Annotated in this window: 17 protein-coding genes; 5 read left to right on the top strand and 12 right to left on the bottom strand. The window is 64.0% G+C overall.

The genetic code is table 11. The features are described 5' to 3' along the window. Positions 1-51: 51 nt before the first annotated feature. From J3A71_RS13165 to J3A71_RS13145, 5 genes are all read left to right on the top strand, one after another. Positions 52-1,143 carry a tartrate dehydrogenase gene (locus J3A71_RS13165; protein ID WP_016487555.1) on the top strand — a complete coding sequence of 364 codons (1,092 nt, stop codon included), beginning with the start codon at positions 52-54 and terminating at the stop codon, positions 1,141-1,143. 194 nt (positions 1,144-1,337) lie between these two features. Beyond that, complete coding sequence (locus J3A71_RS13160; RefSeq protein WP_096426962.1) at positions 1,338-2,936, top strand: BCCT family transporter; 1,599 nt, start codon at positions 1,338-1,340, stop codon at positions 2,934-2,936. Between the two features lie 139 nt (positions 2,937-3,075). Continuing rightward, entirely contained in the window at positions 3,076-4,197 is a 1,122-nt protein-coding gene (locus tag J3A71_RS13155; RefSeq protein WP_060517370.1) for a ring-hydroxylating oxygenase subunit alpha, read from the top strand. A gap of 78 nt (positions 4,198-4,275) precedes the next feature. Beyond that, a complete protein-coding gene (locus tag J3A71_RS13150) occupies positions 4,276-5,247 on the top strand; it encodes a PDR/VanB family oxidoreductase (protein ID WP_096426199.1) in 972 nt (323 codons plus the stop codon). 154 nt (positions 5,248-5,401) lie between these two features. Further along, complete coding sequence (locus J3A71_RS13145; RefSeq protein ID WP_016487559.1) at positions 5,402-6,481, top strand: helix-turn-helix transcriptional regulator; 1,080 nt, start codon at positions 5,402-5,404, stop codon at positions 6,479-6,481. A gap of 76 nt (positions 6,482-6,557) precedes the next feature. On the opposite strand, the gene J3A71_RS13140 is transcribed toward J3A71_RS13145, so the two are convergent. The 12 genes from J3A71_RS13140 to J3A71_RS13085 form a co-directional block, all read right to left on the bottom strand. Further along, positions 6,558-7,448 carry a helix-turn-helix transcriptional regulator gene (locus J3A71_RS13140; RefSeq protein ID WP_031311943.1) on the bottom strand — a complete coding sequence of 297 codons (891 nt, stop codon included), beginning with the start codon at positions 7,446-7,448 and terminating at the stop codon, positions 6,558-6,560. Beyond that, positions 7,445-8,857 (bottom strand): aminotransferase, encoded by a 1,413-nt coding sequence (locus J3A71_RS13135; RefSeq protein ID WP_096426200.1) that lies wholly within the window; start codon positions 8,855-8,857, stop codon positions 7,445-7,447. The genes J3A71_RS13140 and J3A71_RS13135 overlap by 4 nt, the downstream gene beginning before the upstream one ends. Before the next feature lie 34 nt (positions 8,858-8,891). After that, the gene (locus J3A71_RS13130; RefSeq protein ID WP_096426201.1) at positions 8,892-9,995 is read right to left on the bottom strand and encodes a polyamine ABC transporter substrate-binding protein; all 1,104 of its coding nucleotides are present in this window, start codon (positions 9,993-9,995) and stop codon (positions 8,892-8,894) included. Positions 9,996-10,252: 257 nt separating this feature from the next. After that, positions 10,253-10,954, bottom strand: coding sequence for an NAD(P)H-dependent oxidoreductase (locus tag J3A71_RS13125; RefSeq protein WP_033731667.1), 702 nt, complete (start codon positions 10,952-10,954; stop codon positions 10,253-10,255). Positions 10,955-10,997: 43 nt separating this feature from the next. After that, positions 10,998-12,410 carry an aldehyde dehydrogenase family protein gene (locus J3A71_RS13120; protein WP_096426202.1) on the bottom strand — a complete coding sequence of 471 codons (1,413 nt, stop codon included), beginning with the start codon at positions 12,408-12,410 and terminating at the stop codon, positions 10,998-11,000. After that, positions 12,403-13,593: a pyridoxal phosphate-dependent aminotransferase gene (locus J3A71_RS13115; RefSeq protein WP_096426203.1), complete on the bottom strand. Its 1,191-nt coding sequence runs from the start codon at positions 13,591-13,593 to the stop codon at positions 12,403-12,405. Before J3A71_RS13115 ends, J3A71_RS13120 begins: the two co-directional genes overlap by 8 nt. Before the next feature lie 24 nt (positions 13,594-13,617). Next, complete coding sequence (gene alr, locus J3A71_RS13110; RefSeq protein WP_016487566.1) at positions 13,618-14,847, bottom strand: alanine racemase; 1,230 nt, start codon at positions 14,845-14,847, stop codon at positions 13,618-13,620. Positions 14,848-14,881: 34 nt separating this feature from the next. After that, a complete protein-coding gene (locus tag J3A71_RS13105) occupies positions 14,882-16,489 on the bottom strand; it encodes a 5-guanidino-2-oxopentanoate decarboxylase (RefSeq protein WP_023048790.1) in 1,608 nt (535 codons plus the stop codon). After that, positions 16,482-18,599, bottom strand: coding sequence for an acetate--CoA ligase family protein (locus J3A71_RS13100; RefSeq protein ID WP_096426204.1), 2,118 nt, complete (start codon positions 18,597-18,599; stop codon positions 16,482-16,484). Before J3A71_RS13100 ends, J3A71_RS13105 begins: the two co-directional genes overlap by 8 nt. A gap of 17 nt (positions 18,600-18,616) precedes the next feature. Next, on the bottom strand, positions 18,617-19,777 hold the full coding sequence (locus tag J3A71_RS13095; protein ID WP_016487569.1) for an acyl-CoA dehydrogenase family protein: 1,161 nt from the start codon (positions 19,775-19,777) through the stop codon (positions 18,617-18,619). A gap of 32 nt (positions 19,778-19,809) precedes the next feature. After that, entirely contained in the window at positions 19,810-20,604 is a 795-nt protein-coding gene (locus tag J3A71_RS13090; protein WP_096426205.1) for an enoyl-CoA hydratase/isomerase family protein, read from the bottom strand. A gap of 343 nt (positions 20,605-20,947) precedes the next feature. After that, on the bottom strand, positions 20,948-22,354 hold the full coding sequence (locus J3A71_RS13085; RefSeq protein WP_096426206.1) for an amino acid permease: 1,407 nt from the start codon (positions 22,352-22,354) through the stop codon (positions 20,948-20,950). Between the last annotated feature and the right edge of the window lie 113 nt (positions 22,355-22,467).

Here is a 22,467-nt window from a genome sequence, read left to right as displayed (position 1 = left end):
AAGCCCTTATAGCATGACCAGCACCTGTTCCCTAGACAACGAGTGCACCCCATGAGCAAGACGTTCAGAATCGCGGCAATCCCAGGCGACGGCATCGGCAACGAAGTACTGCCGGAAGGCATTCGGGTAGTCGAGGCCGCCGCGCGCAAGCACGGCCTGGACATCAGTTTCGAGTTCTTCGAGTGGGCCAGCTGCGATTACTACCTGGCCCACGGCAAGATGATGCCGGATGACTGGTTCGAACAGCTCAAAGGTTTCGACGCCCTGTACTTTGGTGCCGTAGGCTGGCCAGACAAAGTGCCGGACCACATCTCGCTGTGGGGTTCGCTGCTCAAGTTCCGCCGCGACTTCGACCAGTACGTGAACATTCGCCCGGTGCGCCTGTTCCCCGGCGTACCCTGCCCGCTGGCGGGTCGTGAACCCGGCGATATCGACTTCGTGGTTATCCGCGAAAACACCGAAGGCGAGTACTCGTCGCTGGGCGGGCGCATGTTCGAAGGCACCGAAAACGAGTTCGTGCTGCAGGAATCGGTGTTCACCCGCCGTGGCGTCGACCGCATTCTCAAGTACGCCTTCGAGGTGGCCCAGACCCGCGAGCGCAAGCACGTCACCTCGGCCACCAAGTCCAACGGCATGGCCGTGAGCATGCCGTACTGGGACGAGCGCACCGCAGCAATGGCAGCCAATTATCCGGAAATCAGCTGGGACAAGCAGCACATTGATATCCTCTGCGCCCGCTTTGTACTGCAACCGGACCGCTTCGACGTGGTCGTGGCCTCGAACCTGTTCGGCGATATCCTGTCCGACCTGGGCCCGGCGTGCGCCGGCACCATCGGCATCGCGCCTTCGGCCAACCTGAACCCCGAACGCAAATTCCCGTCGCTGTTCGAGCCGGTGCACGGCTCGGCGCCAGACATCTACGGCAAGAACATCGCCAACCCGATCGCGATGATCTGGTCCGGTGCACTGATGCTCGACTTCCTCGGCAACGAAGGCGCCGACCCACGCTACCGCGCCGCCCACGACGACATCCTCAAAGCCATCGAGCAGGTCATCGCCGCCGGTGACGTGACCCGCGACATGGGTGGCCAGCAGTCTACCCAGCAGGTGGGCCAGGCCATCACCGCGCTGATCGAAGCCTGATAACACCCGGGCCGATTGTCAGAAGTGTCTGACAATCGGCCCTTTGCCTCTTGCGAGCGACGTGGATTGTATGCAAAATCTGTTAACCATTAGATATTGGTTAACCACCGGTTAACGGCCAAGGAAGGAGTGGTACCGCAACACCCCGGATGCCTGCCGGGTATAACAAGTACGCCAACGTCCAGGAGACGATGATGTCGCACAAGAATAAAAAGATTGATGTGTTCCTGATTACCGTGAGCCTGATCGCCGTGTTGCTCACCGTGATCGGCCTTGCAGCCTTCCCCGCCCAGGCTGAAAGCGCCGCCAACCAGTTGTTCGAGCTGTCCACCCGCACCTTCGGTACCAGCGTGCAGGTGCTGGTGTTTGGCAGTACCCTGGCCGTGCTGTACCTGGCCTTCAGCAAGTACGGCAACATCCGCCTGGGCAGTGGCAAGCCTGAATATGCCACCGCCACCTGGGTGTTCATGTTCATCTGTGCCGGCATGGGTTCGTCGACCCTCTACTGGGGCGTGATGGAATGGGCCTACTATTACCAGACCCCGGGCCTGAACATCGCTGCTGCCACCCCCAAGGCACTCGAGTACAGCGTGGGCTATTCGTTCTTCCACTGGGGCATCAGCGCCTGGTCGATCTACGCCCTGGCATCACTGGCCATGGCCTATCACTTCCATGTACGCAAGAAGAGCGGCCTGAACCTGGCTTCGGTTATCGAAGCGGTGACGGGCTTCAAGGCCACCGGGCCGGTAGGCCGTAGCGTCGACCTGATCTTCCTGCTGACCATGATGGGCGCACTGACTGTGTCGCTGGCCCTCACCGCCTCGACCCTGACCCGCGGCCTGCATGACCTGACCGGCACCCCGGATACCTTCACCGTGCAATTGATGGTGATCGGTGGCGTCGCAGTGATGTTCTCGCTCAGCTCTTACATCGGTATCGATGGTGGCCTGCAGCGCCTGAGCAAGATGGTGTGCATCGGCGCGCTGGTGTTTGCCGCTGTCGTCCTGCTGGTGGGCCCGACCCAGTTCACCCTCAACAACACCGCCAACTCGATTGGCCTGATGATCCAGAACTACGTGCACATGAGCCTGTTCACCGACCCGGCGGGCGACGGCGCCTTCACCCGCAACTGGACAGTATTCTACTGGCTGTGGTGGGTGTCGTACGCCCCGGGTGTGGCCATGTTCGTCACCCGCGTTTCGCGCGGTCGGCAGATCAAGGAAGTGGTCCTGGCCCTGCTGCTGGGGGGCAGTTTCGGTTGCTGGTTCTTCTTCGGCGCGCTGGAAAGCTACAGCATGCACCAGTTCATCACCGGCGCCGTGGATGTACCGAAAATGCTCGCCGAACAAGGCGGCGAATCGGCCGTGACGCACCTGCTGCTGGCCTTGCCGTGGGGCCAGGTGTTCCTCGGTGTGTACCTGTTCATCATGGCCATCTTCTGTGCCTCGCACATGGATGCCGCGGCCTATGCGGTGGCTGCCACCAGCACCCGCAACCTGCGTGAAGGTGACGACCCGACACCCACCCACCGCCTGTTCTGGTGCGTGGTGCTGACCCTGGTGCCACTGGCCATGCTGTTCGCCAAGGCCTCGCTGTCGACCATGAAGACCGCCGTGGTGCTCACTGCAATCCCGTTCATGGTGATTCTGCTGGTGAAGATCTATGGCTTTTTCAAGTGGATGATCGCCGACTACGGCCAGGTACCGGCCCACGTCATCGAGGAAGAGGCTGCCCGCATGGCCGGTGAAACACCTGCCGAACAGGCCCCGCGCAGTGCAGCTGCGGTGCACTGATTAACCCTGTAGGAGCGAGCTTGCCCGCGATGGGCTGCCTAGCAGCCCCCTTGCTGTCTGCAATTTTTTTTGCCTGGCCTGTTAACCGGCAGGTACGCGTTAACCAACAACTATAAACCGAGCTTGTGAGAAACCTGTCATGAACGACTTCAAACGCCTGCCCGCCGATTTCTGTGCGAACGCCGACGAGGCCTTCACCATCCCGGCCAATTTCTACACCAAGGCCGCAGTGTTCGAACACGAGAAAGAAGCCATTTTCGCCCGCAGCTGGATCTGCGTGGGCCACCGCAGCGAAGTGGCAGACAACAATGCCTACATCACCCGCGAAGTGATCGGCGAAAGCATCATCGTCGTACGCGGCCGTGACAGCGTGCTGCGTGCGTTCTACAACGTCTGCCCGCACCGTGGCCACCAGCTGCTCAGCGGTAGCGGCAAGGCCAAAAACGTCATCACCTGCCCGTACCACGCCTGGACCTTCAAGCTCGACGGCGAACTGGCCCACGCCCGCAATTGCGACAACGTGGTCAACTTCGACAAAGAGAACTCCACCCTGGTGCAGCTGCGCGTCGAGGAATACGCCGGCTTCATCTTCATCAACATGGACATGGAGGCCGGCTCCGTCGAAGACCAGCTGCCAGGCATGCAAGCACGCATGCGTGAAGCCTGCGCGGTCATCGACGACCTGCACCTGGCGGCGCGCTTCGTCAGTGACACCCCGGCCAACTGGAAGTCGATCGTCGATAACTACCTGGAATGCTACCACTGCGCCCCGGCGCACCCAGGCTTCTCCGACTCGGTCGACGTCGGCCAGTACAGCCACACCATGCACGGTAACTGGACCCTGCAATATGGCCTGGCCAAGCCTTCGGAGCAGTCGTTCAAGTTCGACGAAACCGTGAAAGACCCGTCGTTCGCCGGCTTCTGGGCCTGGCCGTGCACCATGTTCAACGTGCCGCCAGGGGCCAACTTCATGACCGTGATCTATGAGTTCCCGGTCGATGCCGAAACCACCCTGCAGCACTACGACATCTACTTCCTGAACAAGGACATCACCGAAGAGCAGCAGAAGTTGATCGACTGGTACCGCGAAGTGTTCCGCCCAGAAGACCTGCGCCTGGTCGAAAGCGTGCAGAAGGGCCTGAAGTCGCGTGGCTACCGTGGCCAGGGCCGCATCATGGCCGACCGCGAGCGCAGTGGCATGAGCGAACACGGCATTGCCCACTTCCACAACCTGATCGCCGTGGCCCACCTCGACGATTGATGGCAACCGCTCCACGTTTATTGGCACGTAAAGGTGCGCGGCAGGGCCTGCCGCGCACCCAGGCAGTCGAGGTGAACCATGGCCAACACTTATGAAATGTTCAGCGTGCGCGTGACCGACGTGGAACACGCCACACCGCTGATCAAGCGCTTTACCCTGGCCCGCGAAGACGGCGCGGCGATGCCCGCCTTCACCGGCGGCAGCCACGTCATCGTGCAGATGCAAGGCGCTGACGGCAACCAGTTCAGTAACGCCTACTCGTTGATGAGCGACCCGCGTGACACCCGCAGCTACCAGATCGGCGTGCGCCTGGAAGAACAGTCCAAGGGGGGCTCGGCGTTCATGCACCAACAGGTGGAAGTCGGCACCCGCCTGACCATCTCCTCGCCCAACAACCTCTTCGCCCTGGACCCTTCGGCCGGCCGGCACGTGCTGATTGCCGGCGGCATCGGCATTACCCCGTTCCTGGCGCAACTGCATGAGCTGGAAGGCGGCAGCGCCGACTACGAGCTGCACTATGCTTTCCGCGCGCCAGGGCACGGCGCGTTCCAGGACCAGTTGGCCAACGGCCCGCACGCTGCACGCACCCAGTTCTACATCGACAGCCTCGACCGCAAGCTTGACCTGGCCGCCCTGTGCGCGGGGCTGGACGAGCAAGCGCACCTGTACGTGTGCGGACCAAAACCGCTGATCGATGCGGTCATCGCCTGCGCCGCCAAGGCCGGCATTGCCGAGCAGCGCGTGCATTGGGAACAGTTTGCCGCCACCCCGGTCACCGGCAGTGCCTTTACCGTGGTGCTGGCGCAATCGGGCGTGGAACTGCAGGTGGAAGAAGGCATGACCATTCTGCAGGCCATCGAGAAGTCCAAGGCTGCCAAGGTCGAGTGCCTGTGCCGCGAAGGTGTGTGCGGTACGTGCGAGACGGCCATCCTCGAGGGTGAAGCAGAGCACTACGACCAGTACCTGAGCGATGAAGAAAAAGCGGCGCAGCAGAGCATCATGCTGTGCGTTTCCCGCGCCCGTACGGCGCGGCTGGTGCTGGACCTTTAACAACCGCCCGGCTGATGTTGCCTGTGCCGGCGATGAGGCCAGTGCAGGCAGCACAAGGTTCTCCCCAAAAGAGGCAGCGTGAGGACCCGTCAACCAAAAGTTGACAGCTTGGGTATACTGGCAGGCTCTTGGCCCAGATCAGGACACCCTGCCGATGTTGGAAAACAGCTTCGCCTTCCGCCTCAAGGAACTGCTCGAGCATCACAAGCTGACCCTGCAAGCCGTGGGCACGGCCTTGGGCATCTCGCGCACCGCCGTGCACAAGTGGACCCGCGGCGGCGAGATCGACTACGACAACCTGCGCAAGCTGGCCGACTTTCTCAAGGTCAACTGGATCTGGTTGCGCTATGGCGACGAAGCACTGCAGAACATCCAGCAACCGCAGGTGGTCGAGCTGCCGATGACGGATGTGCGTCGGCGCCTGACCGCCGAGATCATGGAAAGCGAAACGCGCATGAAGCTCGCCCAGGAAGGCGCACGCATCGTCACCTGGGAATGGAACCTGATCAGCGACGAAGTCACCTACTCGCCCAACGTCGAGCAGGTCTATGGCTGGCCGGTGCGGCACAACGAAGACTTCTGGAAGCACCTGCCCGACGAAGACGTGCAGCGCATGCAGCTGATGTACGCCGACGCGGTGGCAGACGGCGGTGGCTGTGAATGTGACTTCCGCATTGCCCGCCCGGACGGTGAAGTGCGCTGGATTTCTTCCCGCGCCACGGTGGTACGCGACAGCGCCGGGCGGTCGGTGAAGATGGTCGGCATCAGCATGGACAACACCGAACGCCAAGTGGCCCAGCAGGCGCTAAGCCAGAGCGAGGAACGCTTCCGGGCAATCTTCGAGCTGGCCTGGGGCGCCCTGGCCTACATCGACCCGGACGGCACCTGGCAGCGGGTCAACAACAGCCTGTGCGAGTTGCTGGGCTACCGCGCCGAAGAGCTTTACGGCATGACCTTCCAGCAGATCACCCACGCTGACGATCTGGCGCAGAACCTGCAGTTGCTGCAACGCATGCTGGCCGGTGAAACCGAGCGTTACGAAGTGGAAAAACGCGTGCGCCGCAAGAATGGCGAGTACATCTGGGTACGCGCCCGCACCTCACTGCAGCGCCGGGACAGCGGCGAACCGGAACACCTGATCAGCGTGTTCGAAGACATCAGCGCCGAGCGCCAGGAGCATGAGCGGCTACAGGCGCACATCGCCGCGCTGGAGGCCCGCCTGGCCGCTTCGTGAACTACCCCAAATTTCAAAACTGACGCGGTCCCTGTGGGAGCGGGCATGCCCGCTCCCACAGGGACCGCAAAAACTTCTAGATTTTCAGCTGATCGCCGCGCAACCAGTCGATAAACCGTGCAAACAACTCGGACTGCGAGTTGATCTCCAGCTTCAGGTACAGGTTCTTGCGGTGCATGCGCACCGTCTCCGGTGAGATGCCCAGCGCCAGCGCGGTCGACTTCACCGAGTGCCCGCGCAAGATCATGTGTGCCACCTCCCGCTCACGGTCGGTCAGCACCTGGCAACCAAAGCTGTCGAACGCTGCCTGCAGGCTGCCGTGTTCGGCCGATGCTGCGCCGGGCTCCAGGTTATGCCGGGCATAACGCCCCAACAGTTCCCGCACCATCGGCTCCAGCGCCCGCAGCAAGTCGACCTGCCCGGCACTCAGAGGCGTGCCGCTGCAACCCTGGAACAGGCTCAGCGACAGCTTGCGCCCAGCGCTGAGATCGACGATGTAGTAGCTGTCTTCGCTGCAACCGGTGCCCAGGTAATAGGCCTTGTAATAGTCGCTGTCGAAGAAGTTGTCCGGGGCGATTTCCTGCAGGTGGTAAAAGCCTTCGGCCAGGCCGCTTTGCACGGCGAGGCAGAACGGGTCGAGCAAGTAGCCGGCACTGAAATAACGCTCCAGCACCGCAGCGCGGTGCAGCTCGGGAATGCCCTGCTGGTAGAGCAGCTGCGGCGCGCGCCCCTGGCACTCAAGGCTGATCATCATCGATTCCACCTGCACCAGCTGGCCAATGGCAGCGGCCACATACTCCAACGCCTCGGGCGTTTCGCTATTGGCCAAAGCACGCTGCAGCGCCGCATGCCATTGCTGCAGCGCGCCCATTGTCAGGGTAAGCGGGGTGTCGGGAGTGGCCTGGGTCATGCCCGGCAGTCTAGCCTGCCGGGTACGCCCGCGCACAGCCCTTTGCGCCAGGTTCATCGGCCTTGGTACAGGCCAAGCGCCGTGAGTTCACGCGCGGTTTCGAGGATGCACTGGCGCAAGGTTTCGACAATCTCGTCCACCTGCGCATGGGTGATGATCAGCGGTGGCGACATCACGTTCAGGTGCATGATCGGACGCACCAGCAAGCCGCGGGCCTGGGCCTTGCTGTGGATGCGCTCGCCGATGTTTACCTCATCCGCGAACAGCGCCTTGCTGGCTTTGTCGGCGACAAACTCGACGCAGGCCATCAGCTTCATGCAACGCACATCACCCACCAGCGGCAACTCGCGCAGGCTTTGCAGGCGCTGCTCCAAGTAGCCACCCACGTCCTTGACGTGATCGAGCAGTTGTTCGCGCTCGATAATCTCGATGTTCTTCAGCGCCGCCGTGCAGCACACCGGGTGACCGCTGTAGGTGAAGCCATGGGTGAAGCAGCGGCCCTTGCCCGGCTCGGCAATCACTTCCCAGATACGCTCGGAGAAGATACACGCGCCCAGCGGCAGATAGGCCGAGGTCAGGCCCTTGGCGGTGGTGATGATGTCGGGGGTGACGCCAAACAGTTCTTCACTGGCGAAGAAGGTGCCCAGGCGCCCGAACGAGGTCACCACCTCGTCGGCGACGAACAGGATGTCGTAGGTCTGGCACAGTTGCCACATGCGCTGGAAGTAGCCCTTGGGCGGGATGATCACCCCGCCCGAGCCCATGATCGGTTCGGCAAAGAACGCGGCCACGTTGTCGGCGCCCAGCGACAGGATCTTGTCCTCGAACTCGGCCACCAGGAAGTCGAGGAACTCGGCCTCGTCCATGTCGTGCGGGGCGCGGTACGGGTTGGGGTTGGAGACGTGGTGGATCAGGTCGTGGTGATAGTCGAACTCCGGCACCCGGTCGGCGGCCTTGTTGCCAATCGACATGGTCAGGGTAGTAGAGCCGTGGTAGGCGTTGTAGCGGGCGATGATGTGCTTCTTGTGTGGTTTGCCGCGGCAGTTCTGGTAGTACTGGATCAGCCGGTAGGCGGTGTCGACAGCAGTCGAGCCGCCGGTGGTGAGGAACACGTGGTTCAGGTCGCCCGGTGCCAGCTGCGCAAGCTTCTGGCACAGCTCGATGGCCACAGCGTTGGCCATGTCGGAGAACGGGTTCGAATACGCCAGCTGACGCACCTGGTCGGCGATGGCCAGGGCCATTTCCTCGCGACCCAGGCCGATGTTGGTGCACCACATGCCGCCGACGGCATCGAGGAAACGGTTGCCGTGGCTGTCACGAATGTAGGCGCCCTCGCCGGCGACGATGTTCAGCGCGCCTTGCTCGCGGTGCTCGTCGAACACATGGTAGCCGTGCATGTAGTGGGCCTTGTCGGCTTCCACCAGCGTGTCGTGGGCGATAGCGAATGCTTTGCTTGGGGTGGCCATGGGCAGCTCCTTGGCGGGAAACGTTAGGCAGTGTTCAGAAACCGGTCTTGACCGTGCTCCAGACCCGGGTGATGGCGCGCATGTCCTTGGGGCTCTGGGTTTTCTGCGCGAACAGGCGCTCACGGGTTTGTGCGTCGGGGTAGATGGCCGGGTCCTGGCGGATATCGTCACGCACCAGCGCGGTGGCGGCGGCGTTGCTGTTGGCGTAGTGGATGTAGTCAGTGACCTTGGCCATGGTCTGCGGCTGCAGCAGGAACTCGATGAAGCGGTGGGCGTTGGCCGCGTGCGGCGCATCCTTGGGGATGTACAGGTTGTCGAACCAGATCAGTGAACCTTCCTGGGGGATGAAGAACGACAGCTTGATGTCCTTCTTCGCCTCCACCGCACGGGCCTGGGCGGTGGCGTAGTCACCGGACCAGGTCAGCGCCAGGCAGACATCGCCGTTGGGCAGGCTGGTGAGGTAGTTGACCGAGTCGAACTTGCGAATGTAGGGGCGGATGCCCAGCAGCAGTTGTTCGGCTGCCTTGAGGTCGGCGGCCGACGCACTGCGCGGGTCCTTGCCCAGGTACTGCAGGGCCAGCGGGATGACCTCGGTGGGCGCGTCCATCAGGGTGACGCCGCAGTCAGCGAAACGCGAGACGATCTTGGGGTCGAACAGCATGGCCAGCGAACCGATCGGCGCATCGGGCATGCGCGCGGTGATCTTGTCGACGTTGTAAGTGACCCCCGAGCTGCCCCAGGTGTAGGGCGCCGAGTACTTCAGGCCAGGGTCGTAACCCTGCAGGTTGTTGACCACCTGCTGATCGAGGTTTTGCCAGCTGGGCAGTTGCTGCTTGTCCAGTGCCTGGAACACGCCGGCGCTGATCAGCGGGGGGACCAGCGAGGCGTTGAGCATGACCAGGTCGTAGCCGGAGCGGCCGGTCAGCAGTTTGGTCTGTACCGTTTCGTAGCCGTCGAAGGTGTCGTAGATGACCTTGATGCCGGTGGCCTTCTCGAAGTCGGCCAGGGTGGTTTCGCCGATGTAGTCGGTCCAGTTGTACAGCCGTAGCGTGTTGGCGCTGTCTACCTCTGTCGCCTGGGCCAGGCTGGCACCAGACGCCAGCAGCAGACCACCAATCACCTTCAGTACCTTGCGCATGGCAACTCCATCGTGTGAGTGCTCCGGATCGAGCCGATGGGTTCACTATCGAGGGATTTGCCGAGGGGCAACATACCCCGAATGTGTGGGTGGTCGTTTTTAGTGCTTCGCTGAGTGCGCGCTTTTTTGTAGGAGCGGCCTTGTGTCGCGATGGGCTGCGACAGCAGCCCCGACAATTTGTACTGGGGCGCAGATCCTGGGGCTGCGGCGCAGCCCATCGCGACACAAGGCCGCTCCTACAGGGGGCTGCGCACGACTCAAGATAGAGGGTAAAGCGCCTCATCGAACTGGGCCAGGCGTGGGAACACCAATGGCTGGTCGTCCGAGAGCTGCTCCAGGCGCTGCCGGTATTGCTGCAAAAAGTCCTGGCGCGCCTCATCGCTGATATACGGCACATGCCAGGCCACGAATGGCGGCAGCACTTCAAGCCCCACATAAGCCAGCGTGCCCCGCAGTATCGGCCGCAGCATGTCTTCCAGCGGCCCATGAATCGCCCCTTCGCCAAACATGTGCTCGCGCCCGCCCAGGGTCACGGTCACCAGCGCCTTCTTGCCCGCCAACCCGCCCTGGTCGTAGAAACGCTTGCCGCCATAGCACACCCCCGACACCAGCACCCGGTCGATCCAGCCCTTGAGCATGGCCGGGGCCGAGAACCAGAAGATCGGGAAGTTCAGCACCAGCAAGTCGGCCCACAACAACTTGTCCAGCTCCTGCTGGATATCCTCGGCAAGGGCGCCGCGCTTGACCCCCTGGCGCTGCTCCAGGGCATACACCAGGTACTCGGGGTTCTCACGCTGGGTGAAGTCATCGGCACTGGCCACCGGGTTCCAGCCCATGGCGTACAGGTCGCTGACCTGCACCTGGTGGCCCTGGGCGCGGAAGGTTTCCACGGCCTGGTCGCGCAGGGCAGCGGTGAACGATTGCGGCTCGGGGTGAGCGTGGATGATCAGTACATTCACAAACATTCTCCTTACACAAAACAGGTTGTCTTGCAGCGGTGGCTCAGCACTGTACGGCTTTCACCTCGACGAACTCCGCCAGGCCCTCTTCGCCCCACTCGCGGCCGTTGCCCGACTGCTTGTAGCCACCAAACGGCGCCCGGTAGTTGAACCCGCCCCCGTTGATGAAGCACTGCCCGGCCCGAATCTGCCGCGCCAGCGCCAGGCCGTGCTCGCGGCTGCCCGCCCACACCGCGCTGGACAGGCCGAACGGCGAGTCATTGGCCAGCGCCAGCGCCTGGGCCTCGTCGGCGTAGGGGATCAGGCACAGCACCGGGCCGAAGATTTCTTCCTGGGCAATGCGCATGCGGTTGTCGACGTCGGCGAACAACGTGGGCGCCACGTAGAACCCGCGCTCGAAGCCGCCGCTATCACCACCGCACAACAAGCGCGCGCCCTCCTCCTGGCCCTGGCGAATGTAGTCGAGCACCGTGCGCCGCTGGCCTGCCGAACACATCGGCCCGAGAAAACTGGCCGGGTCACGCGGGTCGCCCATGACCAGTGCGCGGGTTTCGGCCTCGGCGATTTCCAGCGCCTCGGCGTAGCGGCTGGCCGGCAGCAGCATACGGGTCAGTGCCGTGCAGGTCTGCCCCGAGTTGATCATCACGTCCTGCACGCCATGGCGCACCGCAGCGTGCAGGTCGGCATCGGCGGTAATCAGAAACGGTGATTTGCCACCCAGCTCCAGGCACACCCGCTTCACCGTCGGCGCGGCCGCTTGTGCCACCCGGACACCGGCACCGGTTGAACCGGTGAACGACACCATGTCCACCTGCGGGTGCCGGGCCAGGGCCTCACCCACCTTTGCCCCCGGGCCGCTGACCAGGTTGAACACCCCGGCCGGCAGGCCGATGGCGTCGATCATTTCGGCCAGTAAAAACGCGTGCAACGGCGTTTCCTGGCTGGGCTTGACCACCACCGTGCAGCCGGCGGCCAAGGCCGGCGCCAGCTTGCCGATCATCTGGTGCAGCGGGTAATTCCATGGGTTGATGAAAGCGCACACGCCAACGGCCTCGCGGTACACCATCGAATTGCCGACTTCGCGCACCTCATCCATCAACCCGGTCAGTTCGGCGTACTGCGCAAGCCCCACAATCGGGCCTTCGACCTGCACCGCCTGGCACCACTGCACCGGCATGCCCAGTTCGTCGGTAATGGCCCCGGCCATTTCCGCCGCGTGGCTTTTCAGCTGCGCCACCAACGCCTGGATGTACCCTGCACGCACACTGGACGGCGTGCGCGACCAGCCAGCGAAAGCCCGCCGCGCCGCCATCACTGCCCGCTCGACATCCGCCTCGCCACCCAGTGGTACCCGGCCAATGGCCTGCTCGGTGGCCGGGTCGATCACCTCAGCCATACCCTGCCCACTCGGCACCTGCCAGGCGCCATCGATGTACAGCCGCGCATACTCACGCATTGCCGTACTCCCGTTTCAGCTCGTCGGCACAGCGGGCGATGCGCTGGCAGGCATCGACCAGCGCCGCATCGCCCAGCACCAGGCCCAGGCGGATATGCCCGGCAGCACTGGGGCCGAACGCTTCGCCGGCGAGTACCGACACGCCCTGGCGGTCCAGCAGGCGGTCGGCAAAGGCCTGGGCACTTACGCCGGTCTCACGGATATCAACCATCACGAACATGCCACCATCGGGCTTCAGTGCCTTCAGGCCCGGGCAGCCGGCCAGCTGTTCGCACACGAGGTCACGGCGCTGGCGGTAGGCCTCGCGCATGGCGGCCAGCTCGGGCAACGGCTGCTCCAGCGCCACCACAGCGGCGTCCTGAATGAAGTCGGGCGAGCCATACAGCATGCACAGCGCGAGGTTTTCCAAATGGGCGGCCAATTCGGTAGAACCGACCACCCAACCCACCCGCCAGCCCGTCATGGCATGCGACTTCGACAGGCTGTTGAGGGTGGCGGTGCGTTCGGCCATGCCCGGCAGGCTGGCAGGGCTGACATGCTCGCCCTCGTACAGCAATTCGCTGTACACCTCGTCAGAGATCAGCCACAGGTCGTGGGCAATGCACAGTTCGGCCAGTGCTTCCCAGGTAGCACGGGGCAGGCTTGCCCCCGACGGGTTGTGCGGGCTGTTCAAGGCCAGCGCGCGGGTGCGCGGGGTGATGCGCTCGGCCACGTCTTGCGGGCATACCCGAAAGCCGTTTTCCGGCTTGACCGGCACCGGCACCACCTTGGCACCACAGGCACCGAACACCGCCTCATAGGTCACATACATCGGTTCGGCGACAAGCACCTCGTCGCCTGGGTCCAGTACGCACTGGGCCACGCAGTACAGCGCGCACTGGGCCCCTGCCAGCACCGTCACCTGGTCGGCGTCGACGGCCTGGCCGCTACGCTGCTGGTGGCGCCTGGCAATGGCCTGGCGCAGGGCCAGCTTGCCGCGTACATCGGCGTAATGGGTGTGACCCGCCCGCAGGCTGTCGATGGCCGCCTCGACAATCGGCGCAGGTGTGTCGAAGTCTGGGTCACCCACCGACAACAGCAGGATGTCCTTGCCCTCGGCCTGCAGCGCCAGGGCGCGGTAGTGGATGTCCCAGGCCGCAGCCCCGTCGCCGGCGATGCGTTGGGTGAGCTTGGCGTAGCGCATGGTAATCTCCCTTCTTTGGCGGTTTCAGTCGACGAGGATCTTCGGGTTGGAACTGCCCCACACGGTGTACAGGTCGGCCAGCAGCGCGCCGTTGATTTCTTCCATCTCGGCCTGGGTGATTTCGCCCCCGGCCTGCTTGCCGAACAGCACCACTTCGTTGCCGCCCTTCACGTCCGGGAAGTCGGTGACATCGACCATCAGCGTGTTCATCGACACCTTGCCCACCACCGGTATGCGGTGGCCGTTGATCAGCACATGGCCCTTGTTGGTGAACACCCGGCGATAGCCATCGGAATAACCGACGGTGATGTTGGCCAGGCGCGAATCACGGGCCAGGGTGAAGGTGCGGTCGTAGCCGACGGTGTTGCCGGCCGGGTAACTGTGCACCGCCGCCACGTGCGACTTGAACTGCATGGCGCGTTGGTACTCGGTGCGCGCCGGCACGGTGTCACCGAACAGCGCGCCGCCGGTGCGTACCATGTCCAGGCGCGCCTCCGGCACCTCCAGGGTAGCGAACGAGTTGGCGGCGTGCAGGGTGAGCTTGCTGCGGTCGAGCTTCGCGTGCTTGATCAACCAATCGGTCTGCTCGTTGAAGGCCGCCAGGCCCTTGCGGACATCGTCCTTGTCTTCGACGGCGAAGTGGGTCATCAGCGCAACCAGCTTGAGGTGCTTCTGATCGGTGATCTGCAGCGCTTCGCCACGGCCGGACCAGGTCGCCATCTCCACACCGTTGCGGCTCATGCCACTGGAGTTGAGCGCCATATGTATGCGCAGGGTCTTGCCGTGGCGTGCGGCGATGGCATCGACCTGGCGGGCAAATTCGGCGCTGCCGACCAGCTCTTCCATGTCGTACTGCAAGGCATCTTCCAGCTCGCTGAGGCTGGCCAGGCGTACCCGCACCAGTTGCCCGGTGAAGCCACTGGCGCGGACCACGCGGGCCTCCTCGTTGCTGGCCACCGCCACGCAGGGCACGCCCTGGGCAATGATAGACGGCATCACCAGGCCGATACCGTGGCCATAGGCGTCAGCCTTGAGCACGGCGCACAGCCTGGACTTGCCAGCCAGCTCGGCCTGCAGGGTGCGGATGTTGTGTTGCAGGGCGCTGGCGCTGACTTCGACCCAGGCGTTGCTGTTCTGCACGGTCAGGGCGTTGGTGCCATTGTCCATCGACAGCGGAGGTGCGGCATACAGGGGGGCTTGACCGGTGATCAGCAGGGCCAGGGATGCGGCCAGCAGGGTGCGGCGAAATGGCATGTCGGTTTCTCTTGTTCTTGTCGTTGTGCGCGTCTTAACAGACGCAGGTGTGTTTGAGTTCGATGAAAGTAACGCCGGGGGTGGCGAAACCACTGGCCAGGTCGGCCTGCAGCGTGTCCAGATCACGTGGCTGGCGCACCGCGCAACCAAAGGCACGGGCCAGGCCGATGAAGTCCGGGTTACGCGGCAGCACGCCGACCGGCTCGATGTTCAGGCCGAGCATGTCATCGCGGATCTGCCCGAGGGCGTCGTTGTTCCACAGCAGCACCACCAAAGGCCGGTCCAGCTCCTCCACGGCAGTGGCGAGCTCCTGGGCGGTATAAAGAAAACCACCGTCGCCCACCAGCACCAGGCCCGGGCGGTGGCCGGTGGCAAGCATGCCGCCGATGCCGGCCGGCAGGCCGTAGCCAAGGGTGCCGTAGCCAGTGGGGTGCAGCCAGCTGCGCGGCGCCCGGCTGGCGAAAGCGTAGTTGCCGGTGTAGGCCAGTTGGGTCATGTCGCTGCTGATGAACGCCTCATCGGGCAGCACGGTGGCGATGCGGTCCAGAATGGCCTGATGCGTGGCCTGCAACGGTGCATGCCCGGTGCGGATGGCCTGGCGCAACTGGCTGACCGCTTCGCTGGCCTGAGCCGGGTCCCGGTCGAGTGCTGGCAGGTGTTCGAGCAAGCCGGCCAGGGTTTGCCGGGCATCACCTTGCAAGGCAATGGCACAGGGGTAGAAGTCGTTGAACTTGCGTGGGTCGATGTCCACCCGCAGCAGCTCGCCAGTGATTGGCAGGCGCTCGCGCCAGAAGTCGGTGTCGGCCATTTCGGTGCCCACTGCCAGCACCACATCGGCTTGGCTGATCAACTGCCAACCAGGCTCCACGCACAGGCTGGAACCCGCATTCAATGGCGCCTGCGGCGGCAGCAGGCCCTTGCCGGCCACGCTGGTGAATACTGGTGCGGCCAGCCGGGTGCTCAACTGCGCCAGCTGTTCAGCCGCGTGCAGCGCACCGCCACCGGCGATGATCATTGGCCGCTTGGCCGCTGCCAGCTTCAGGGCAGCCTGGTCGAGGGTTTCGCGGCACGGCTGGCCACGCTCGGGGCGGCGTGCCACCTCATCGCTCCAGTCACGGCTGACGGGTGCGGCCAGCACGTCCAGCGGCACCGAAATGTGCACCGGGCGCGGCCGCTCGCTGTCGAACACAGCCCAGGCACGGGCAATCAATTCGGGTAGGTCGTCGCCACTCAAAGCCACCGCAGAGAACGCGGTAATCGGCGCGGTCATGGCACGTTGGTCCTGGGTTTCGTGCAGGCAGCCCCAGCCCTTGCCCAGGCTGGCGGTATGGTTGACGCTGGAAATCACCAGCATCGGAATGGAATCGGCATAGGCCTGGCCGATGGCGGTGGCGGCGTTGGTCACCCCCGGGCCGGTGATGACAAAGCACACGCCCGGCTTGCCGCTCACCCGCGCATAGCCGTCTGCCATGAAACCGGCGCCCTGCTCGTGGCGGGTAAGCACATGGCGGATACCGCTGCCCGGCAGGCCGCGGTACAACTCCAGGGTGTGCACACCCGGGATACCGAAAACGGTCTGCACGCCATAGTTGGCCAAAAGGCGCACCAGCGCCTGGCCGGCAGTCAGGGTAAGGTCATTCATGTCGTTCTCCTTGCGCCTGGCCGAGGCGGATCAGCGCGTCGACCGCGAGGGTGCCGTGGGCACCGACCATCAGTGGGTTCACATCCAGTTCCAGCAGTTGCCCGGCGTTTTCGCAGGCATAGTCGGCTACCGCGCGGATGGCTGCGACCAAGGCGTCCAGGTCGGCGGCCGGCCGGCCACGGAAACCTTGCAGCAGGCTGGCGCTGCGCAGGCTCAGCAACGCGGCGCGGATGGCGCTGTCGGTAGTGGGCAGCAACAGGCTGACACTGTCCTTGAGCAGTTCGACCAGCACGCCACCGGCGCCGATTACCAACGCCAGGGCAAAGTCGTGTTCACGTTTGATGCCCACTATCAGCTCGGCCAGTGGCGGCGCGGCCATGGGTTCGAGCAGTATCTGGTCGAACGCTACCTGTGGGGCATAGGCAGCGATACGCTGGCGCATCTGTACCAGTGCAGCCTCCAGGGCAGCGGCATCGCGCAGGTTAAGTGCCACCGCACCGGCTTCGGTCTTGTGCGGCAGTTGTGCGCTGACCGCCTTCAGTACCAGCGGGTAACCTACGCGGGCGGCATCCACTACAGCGCGCTCGGGCGTACTGAGCACACCTGCCGGCACCGGCAAACCGAAGGCGCGCAGGGCTTGCTTGGCTTGCCATTCGTCCAGCAAACGGCCTTCGCCCGTGACGGCTTGTGGGCACAGCGGTACCCGCGCAGCCTCGCCTTGCTCCAGCAACCGTTGACGGTTGCGTTGGTAAGCGACGATGCGGCCCCAGGCCGCCAGGCCGTCTTCCACACCCTGCAGGGCGGCGATGCCTCGGGCATGCAGGCGCTCACGCGCACTGGCAGGCAGCAGCTCCGGAAAGGCGGAGGTGACAAAACCGATCTTGCCGTGACGCTCCAGCGCGTCGCAGTAAAGCGCCAGCAGCAAGTCGCACTCCTTGCGCTCGCCAGTGAAGGCCGCCGGGTAGTCCAGCACCAGCATGGCGGCATCGGCCGCGCCGCTCAGGGTGCTGTCGAGCATACGTTGCAGGGCAGCTTCATCGCCCCAGATGGCAGTGGTGAAATCCAGTGGGTTGACCAGGTTGGCATAGGCCGGCAGCACTTCGGCCAGTGCCGTCACTTGGCCTTGTTCAAGCTTTGGCAGGTGCAGATGGTTGCGTTCGGCATAATCGGCAATCAGGCCCGCATCGCCGCCTGAACAGGCCAGCGCGATCAGTTCGCCCTCTGCCGGCAAGCGCCCGCAAGCGGCGGCCTTGAGCGTTTCGACAAAGCTCACCGGGCCGCTGACGCGGATCACGCCCAGGCGCTGGAACAGGCTGTCGTACAGAGCATCGGAGCCGGACAACGAGCTGGTGTGGCTGAGCGCCAGTTCAGCGCCGATCTGCGACACACCCGTCTTCAGGGCAATGATCGGCGTGCCCTGCTGCAATGCCTTGTAAGCGGCGCGTGCAAAACCCGGTACGTTCTTCACGCCTTCCAGGTGCAGCCCGATGGCCGTTACCCGTGGGTCGTCGAGCATGACGTCCATCAACTCGGCCACCCCCAGTTGCGCCTGGTTGCCGACCGAGGCCATGTAGGCCACCGGCAGCGAGCGGTCGCTCATGGACAGGTTGTAGGCGAAGTTGCCGCTCTGGGTGAGGATCGCCACGCCCTTCTCCACCGGCTTGCCGCCGTGGGCCACCGGCCACAGGGCGGCACCGTGCAGGTAATCGAGCAGGCCATAGCAGTTGGGGCCGAGCAGGGCCATGTTGCCGGCCGCAGCGAGCAGGCGCTGCTGCAACTGGCGGCCCTCTTCGCCGCTTTCGGCAAAGCCGGAGGCATAGCAGATGGCACCACCGGCGCCACGCGCGGCCAGCTCGGCAACGCACTGCAAGGTCAGCTCACGGTTGGTGGCGATGAACACTGCGTCCGGGGCATAGGGCAAGTCGCCCACGTGTGCCACGCAGGGGATGCCTTCGAGGCTTTCATGCTGAGGGTTGATCAGCCACAGCTCGCCGCCAAAGCCACCTTCGGCGCAGCGCTTGAGCGCCCGCGCCATGCTGCGCCCGCCAACGAAGGCCAGGTGCCGGGGCGCCAGCAGGCGCTTGAGGTTGTCACGAATCGATTGCGACATGGGTGTTCTCCTGGCGCTCAGCGCAACAGCGGGCGCAGCAGTTCGCGGGCGATGATGTGCCGCTGGATTTCCGAGGTGCCCTCCCAGATACGCTCGATACGCGCGTTGCGCCAGATGCGCTCGACCGGCCCTTCGTCCATCAGGCCCATGCCGCCGAAGATCTGCACGGCTTCGTCGGCCACCTTGCCCAGTACTTCGCTGGCAAACAGCTTGGCCATGCCGGCTTCACCGTCGGTCATGCTGCCCTGGTCCATCTTCCAGGCAGTGTGCAGGGTGAGCATTTCGGCCGCGCGAATCTGCGTGGCCATGTCGGCCAGCTTGAACGACACGCCCTGGTAGCTACCGATGGCCTGGCCGAACTGCTTGCGGTCGGCGGCCCACTGCAGCGACAGGTCCAGGGCACGCTGGGCCTGGCCCACGCAGTTGGCGGCGACCATGACCCGGCCAGCGGTCAGCCAGGCGTTGGCCACTTCCCAGCCCTTGCCGACTTCGCCCAGTACCTTGCTGGCCGGCACCCGACAGTCGTCGAAGAACAGCTCGTAGGTGTGGTAGCCCCGGTTGCTCACGCACTTGGGCCCGCGGCGGATGGTCATGCCCGGTGTGCCGCGGTCGACCAGCAGCGCCGTGACCGCATTGCGCTTGCGCCCGTTGTGCTCGTAGGTGTCGGTGACCGCGAAGACAATGGCAAAATCGGCGTGGCCGGCGTGGCTGATGAAGTGTTTGCTGCCGTTGATGACAAAGTCATCGCCCTGGCGCACGGCGCGGGTCTTGATGGCATTGGCATCGGAGCCGGCGCCCGGCTCGGTGAGGGCGAAGCAATCGGTTTTTTCACCCTGCACGCAAGGCAGCAGGTAGTCGTTGATCTGCTCGTCCTTGCAGGCCATGAGGATTTTCGACGGGCGTGCGACAAACACGTGCAGCGCCCAGGACACCTTGGACAGCTCACGTTCGATCAGCGCCTGGGACAAGTAGTCCAGGCCACCGCCGCCGACTTCCTCGGGCATGTTGAAGGCATAGAACCCGGCGGCGATGGCCTTGCCACGGATGTGTGCGGCCAGCTCTGGCGACACGGCATCGGCGCGGTCCACCGCTTCCTCATGGGGCGCCAACTCCTTGGCAACAAAGCTGCGTACCGCTTCCACCAACATTTCTTGTTCTTGGGTCAGTTGGAAATTCATCTGCAAAGGTCCTGATCAGGGTCGGTATCGGGTTACTGGCCGATAAAACGGGGGGCGCGGCGTTCTACCGAGGCTTGCAGCGCCTCGGCGCCATCCTGGCTGCGGCCACACAGCAGGCCCGCCTGGCGCTCGGCTTCCAGCTGCTCGGCCAGGGTGCGCCGGGCGCCATCGCGGATCAGCTGCTTGGTCTGCGCGTAGGCGAACGTTGGGCCATTGGCCAGGCGCCCGGCCAGCTCGGCAGCCACGGCGGGCAGTTGTTCGTCGGCGCAGACTTCACTCACCAGCCCGGCCGCCAGGGCGCGCTCGGCCCCCCACAGTTCATCGAGGAACAACAAGCGCTTGGCCTGCTCGCTGCCGATCAACCGTGGCAGGTGCCAGCTGGCGCCGGCATCGGGGCTGTAGCCCATGCTGGTGTAGCCGGCCTTGAAACGCGCAGAGGCGGCGGCGACACGCAGGTCGCAGCACAGGCTCAGGTCCATGCCACCGCCCACAGCGGTGCCGTTGATGGCGGCGAGGGTGGGCTTGTCGAGGCTGTGCAGGCGCAACATCAGGGCGTGGGCGGTTTCGGTCCAGCCGTAGCTTTCCAGGGTGCCCGCGGCTTGGGCAGCAGCCCACTCGGCCAGGTCGGCGCCGGCGCAGAAGCTGCGACCGCTGCCGGTGAGCACCACCACGCGTACCGCCGGGTCGCTGTTGTGGCTGTCGAGCAAGGCGTGCAGTTGCCTGAGGGTGGGGATGTCCAGCGCGTTGCGCTGCTCTGGGCGGTTGAGGGTGATCCAGGCAACGCCGGCTTCGACCTTGCTCAACAGTGACGACGACGGAATGGTCATGGGGGGCCTCGGTGTTGTTGTGATGGTTTTGGGAGGGCTTGATGAGGGAGATACTAAACGAGTGTTCAACAAGGCGGCAATTGGCGGAAAAATGGCCTGCAACATCACTCGAAAGCAACCTAACCTATTGTTTCAATAGTGATTTTTTTGAACTTGTGAGGGTTAAATCCGAGGTGGTTGTTACAACTTTGTACAACTGTGGGATTGCCGGGGGCGCTTTGCGCCCCTTTCGCGACACAAGGCCGCTCCCACAGGGTCTTTCACAGCGTTCAAGTCTGCGTAGTACCTGTGGGAGCGGCCTTGTGTCGCGAAAGGGGCGCAAAGCGGCCCCGGCAATCGTGAATCAAACGCCAGGCGCGCTGGGCTCGAAGGCGCCCTGCCGGCGGCGGTTGACGATGAAGTACGCCGCGTAGCACAGGGCAATGAAGCCAAAGCCCCAGTACAGCGACGGTCGCTGGGTTTCATCCAGCGCCAGGAACACGAACAGCGAGCTGCACAGGGTGATGCACAGCAGCGGCACCAGCGGGTACAGCGGCGCCTTGTACTTCAGGTCCTGCAGTTGCCCACCTTCACGCAGGTAGGCCTTGCGGAAGCGGTACTGCGCGAGGGCGATCACGATCCAGGTCACGGTGCCAGACATGCCGCTCACCGCCATCAGCACCATGAACAGGGTGTCGGCGGCAATGAAGCTGGTCATCAGCGACACCAGGGCAAAGCACAGGGTGATGCTCAGCGCCCGCAGCGGTACGCCGCGCTTGCTCAGCGGTGCCAGGCTTTTCGGCGCCATGCCGCTCTTGGACATCGCCCAGAGAATGCGCGTAGAGGCATACAGCCCAGAGTTGCCCACCGACAGGATGGCGGTAAGGATGACGAAGTTCATCACGTCGGCAGCAAAGGGGATGCCGACCATGTCGAATACCTGCACGAACGGGCTTTCCATCAGGCCGGCCTGCTCGAACGGCACAATGGCCGACAGCACGGCAATCGCCAGCACGTAGAAAATCAGCACGCGGAACACCACGTTGCGCACCGCCCGCGGGATGCTTTTTTCCGGGTGCTCGGTCTCGCCGGCCGCCACGCCCATGATTTCGCAGCCCTGGAAGGCATAGACCACGGTCATCATCACCGCGAACACCGCCGACAGGCCGTGGGGGAACAGCGACTCGCCCACCAGGTTGTCCAGCATTGGCGCCGGTGCCCCGCTGCTCAGCGGGATGGCGCCGAATATCACCAGCAGGCCGACGATGATGAAGCCAAGGATGGTCGCCACCTTGATGCCCGAGAACCAGTACTCTGCCTCGCCAAACGCGCGAGTGGCCAAGGCGTTGAGGCCGAACAGCACCACCACGAACAATGCCGACCAGTACCAGATCGGCACCTCGGGGAACCAACGGGTCATCAGCATGCCGGCGGCGGTGAACTCCAGGCCCACAGTGGTGGCCCAGCTCATCCAGTACACCCAGCCAATCATGAAGCCGGTGGCCGGGCCGATGAACTTCGTGGCGTGGGCCTGAAAAGAACCGGACACCGGCATCTGCACCGACAGTTCGCCCAGGCACACCATCACCAGATACATCAGCAAGCCCGCCACCAGATACGCCAGGATCGCGCCCACCGGCCCGCCCTGGTTGATGGTCACGCCCGAGCCCATGAACAGGCCGGTGCCGATTACCCCGCCCAGCGACAGCATGAAAATGTGCCGGCTTTTCAGGGCGCGGGTGAGCTGGATTTTTTCGTGGTTGTCAGTCATGGCGCACCTCGCCATTGCGGCAGGTACGGGGGGCGGTACAAAGGAGGGGCTGAGCGCTACGGCATGTCATTATTCTTGTCTCCAATAAGCCTCATGGACCGCGTGCAACACGG

Source organism: Pseudomonas sp. PvP089, from assembly GCF_017875165.1.
GTDB lineage: Bacteria > Pseudomonadota > Gammaproteobacteria > Pseudomonadales > Pseudomonadaceae > Aquipseudomonas > Aquipseudomonas fortuita.
This window is presented reverse-complemented; position numbering and strand designations above follow the sequence as displayed.

Coding starts and splice junctions, on each gene's coding strand:
- J3A71_RS13165 (WP_016487555.1), top strand. CDS start 52: ATGAGCAAGACGTTCAGAATCGCGGCAATCCCAGGCGACGGCATCGGC.
- J3A71_RS13160 (WP_096426962.1), top strand. CDS start 1,338: ATGTCGCACAAGAATAAAAAGATTGATGTGTTCCTGATTACCGTGAGC.
- J3A71_RS13155 (WP_060517370.1), top strand. CDS start 3,076: ATGAACGACTTCAAACGCCTGCCCGCCGATTTCTGTGCGAACGCCGAC.
- J3A71_RS13150 (WP_096426199.1), top strand. CDS start 4,276: ATGGCCAACACTTATGAAATGTTCAGCGTGCGCGTGACCGACGTGGAA.
- J3A71_RS13145 (WP_016487559.1), top strand. CDS start 5,402: ATGTTGGAAAACAGCTTCGCCTTCCGCCTCAAGGAACTGCTCGAGCAT.
- J3A71_RS13140 (WP_031311943.1), bottom strand. CDS start 7,448: ATGAACCTGGCGCAAAGGGCTGTGCGCGGGCGTACCCGGCAGGCTAGA.
- J3A71_RS13135 (WP_096426200.1), bottom strand. CDS start 8,857: ATGGCCACCCCAAGCAAAGCATTCGCTATCGCCCACGACACGCTGGTG.
- J3A71_RS13130 (WP_096426201.1), bottom strand. CDS start 9,995: ATGCGCAAGGTACTGAAGGTGATTGGTGGTCTGCTGCTGGCGTCTGGT.
- J3A71_RS13120 (WP_096426202.1), bottom strand. CDS start 12,410: ATGCGTGAGTATGCGCGGCTGTACATCGATGGCGCCTGGCAGGTGCCG.
- J3A71_RS13115 (WP_096426203.1), bottom strand. CDS start 13,593: ATGCGCTACGCCAAGCTCACCCAACGCATCGCCGGCGACGGGGCTGCG.
- alr (WP_016487566.1), bottom strand. CDS start 14,847: ATGCCATTTCGCCGCACCCTGCTGGCCGCATCCCTGGCCCTGCTGATC.
- J3A71_RS13105 (WP_023048790.1), bottom strand. CDS start 16,489: ATGAATGACCTTACCCTGACTGCCGGCCAGGCGCTGGTGCGCCTTTTG.
- J3A71_RS13100 (WP_096426204.1), bottom strand. CDS start 18,599: ATGTCGCAATCGATTCGTGACAACCTCAAGCGCCTGCTGGCGCCCCGG.
- J3A71_RS13095 (WP_016487569.1), bottom strand. CDS start 19,777: ATGAATTTCCAACTGACCCAAGAACAAGAAATGTTGGTGGAAGCGGTA.
- J3A71_RS13090 (WP_096426205.1), bottom strand. CDS start 20,604: ATGACCATTCCGTCGTCGTCACTGTTGAGCAAGGTCGAAGCCGGCGTT.
- J3A71_RS13085 (WP_096426206.1), bottom strand. CDS start 22,354: ATGACTGACAACCACGAAAAAATCCAGCTCACCCGCGCCCTGAAAAGC.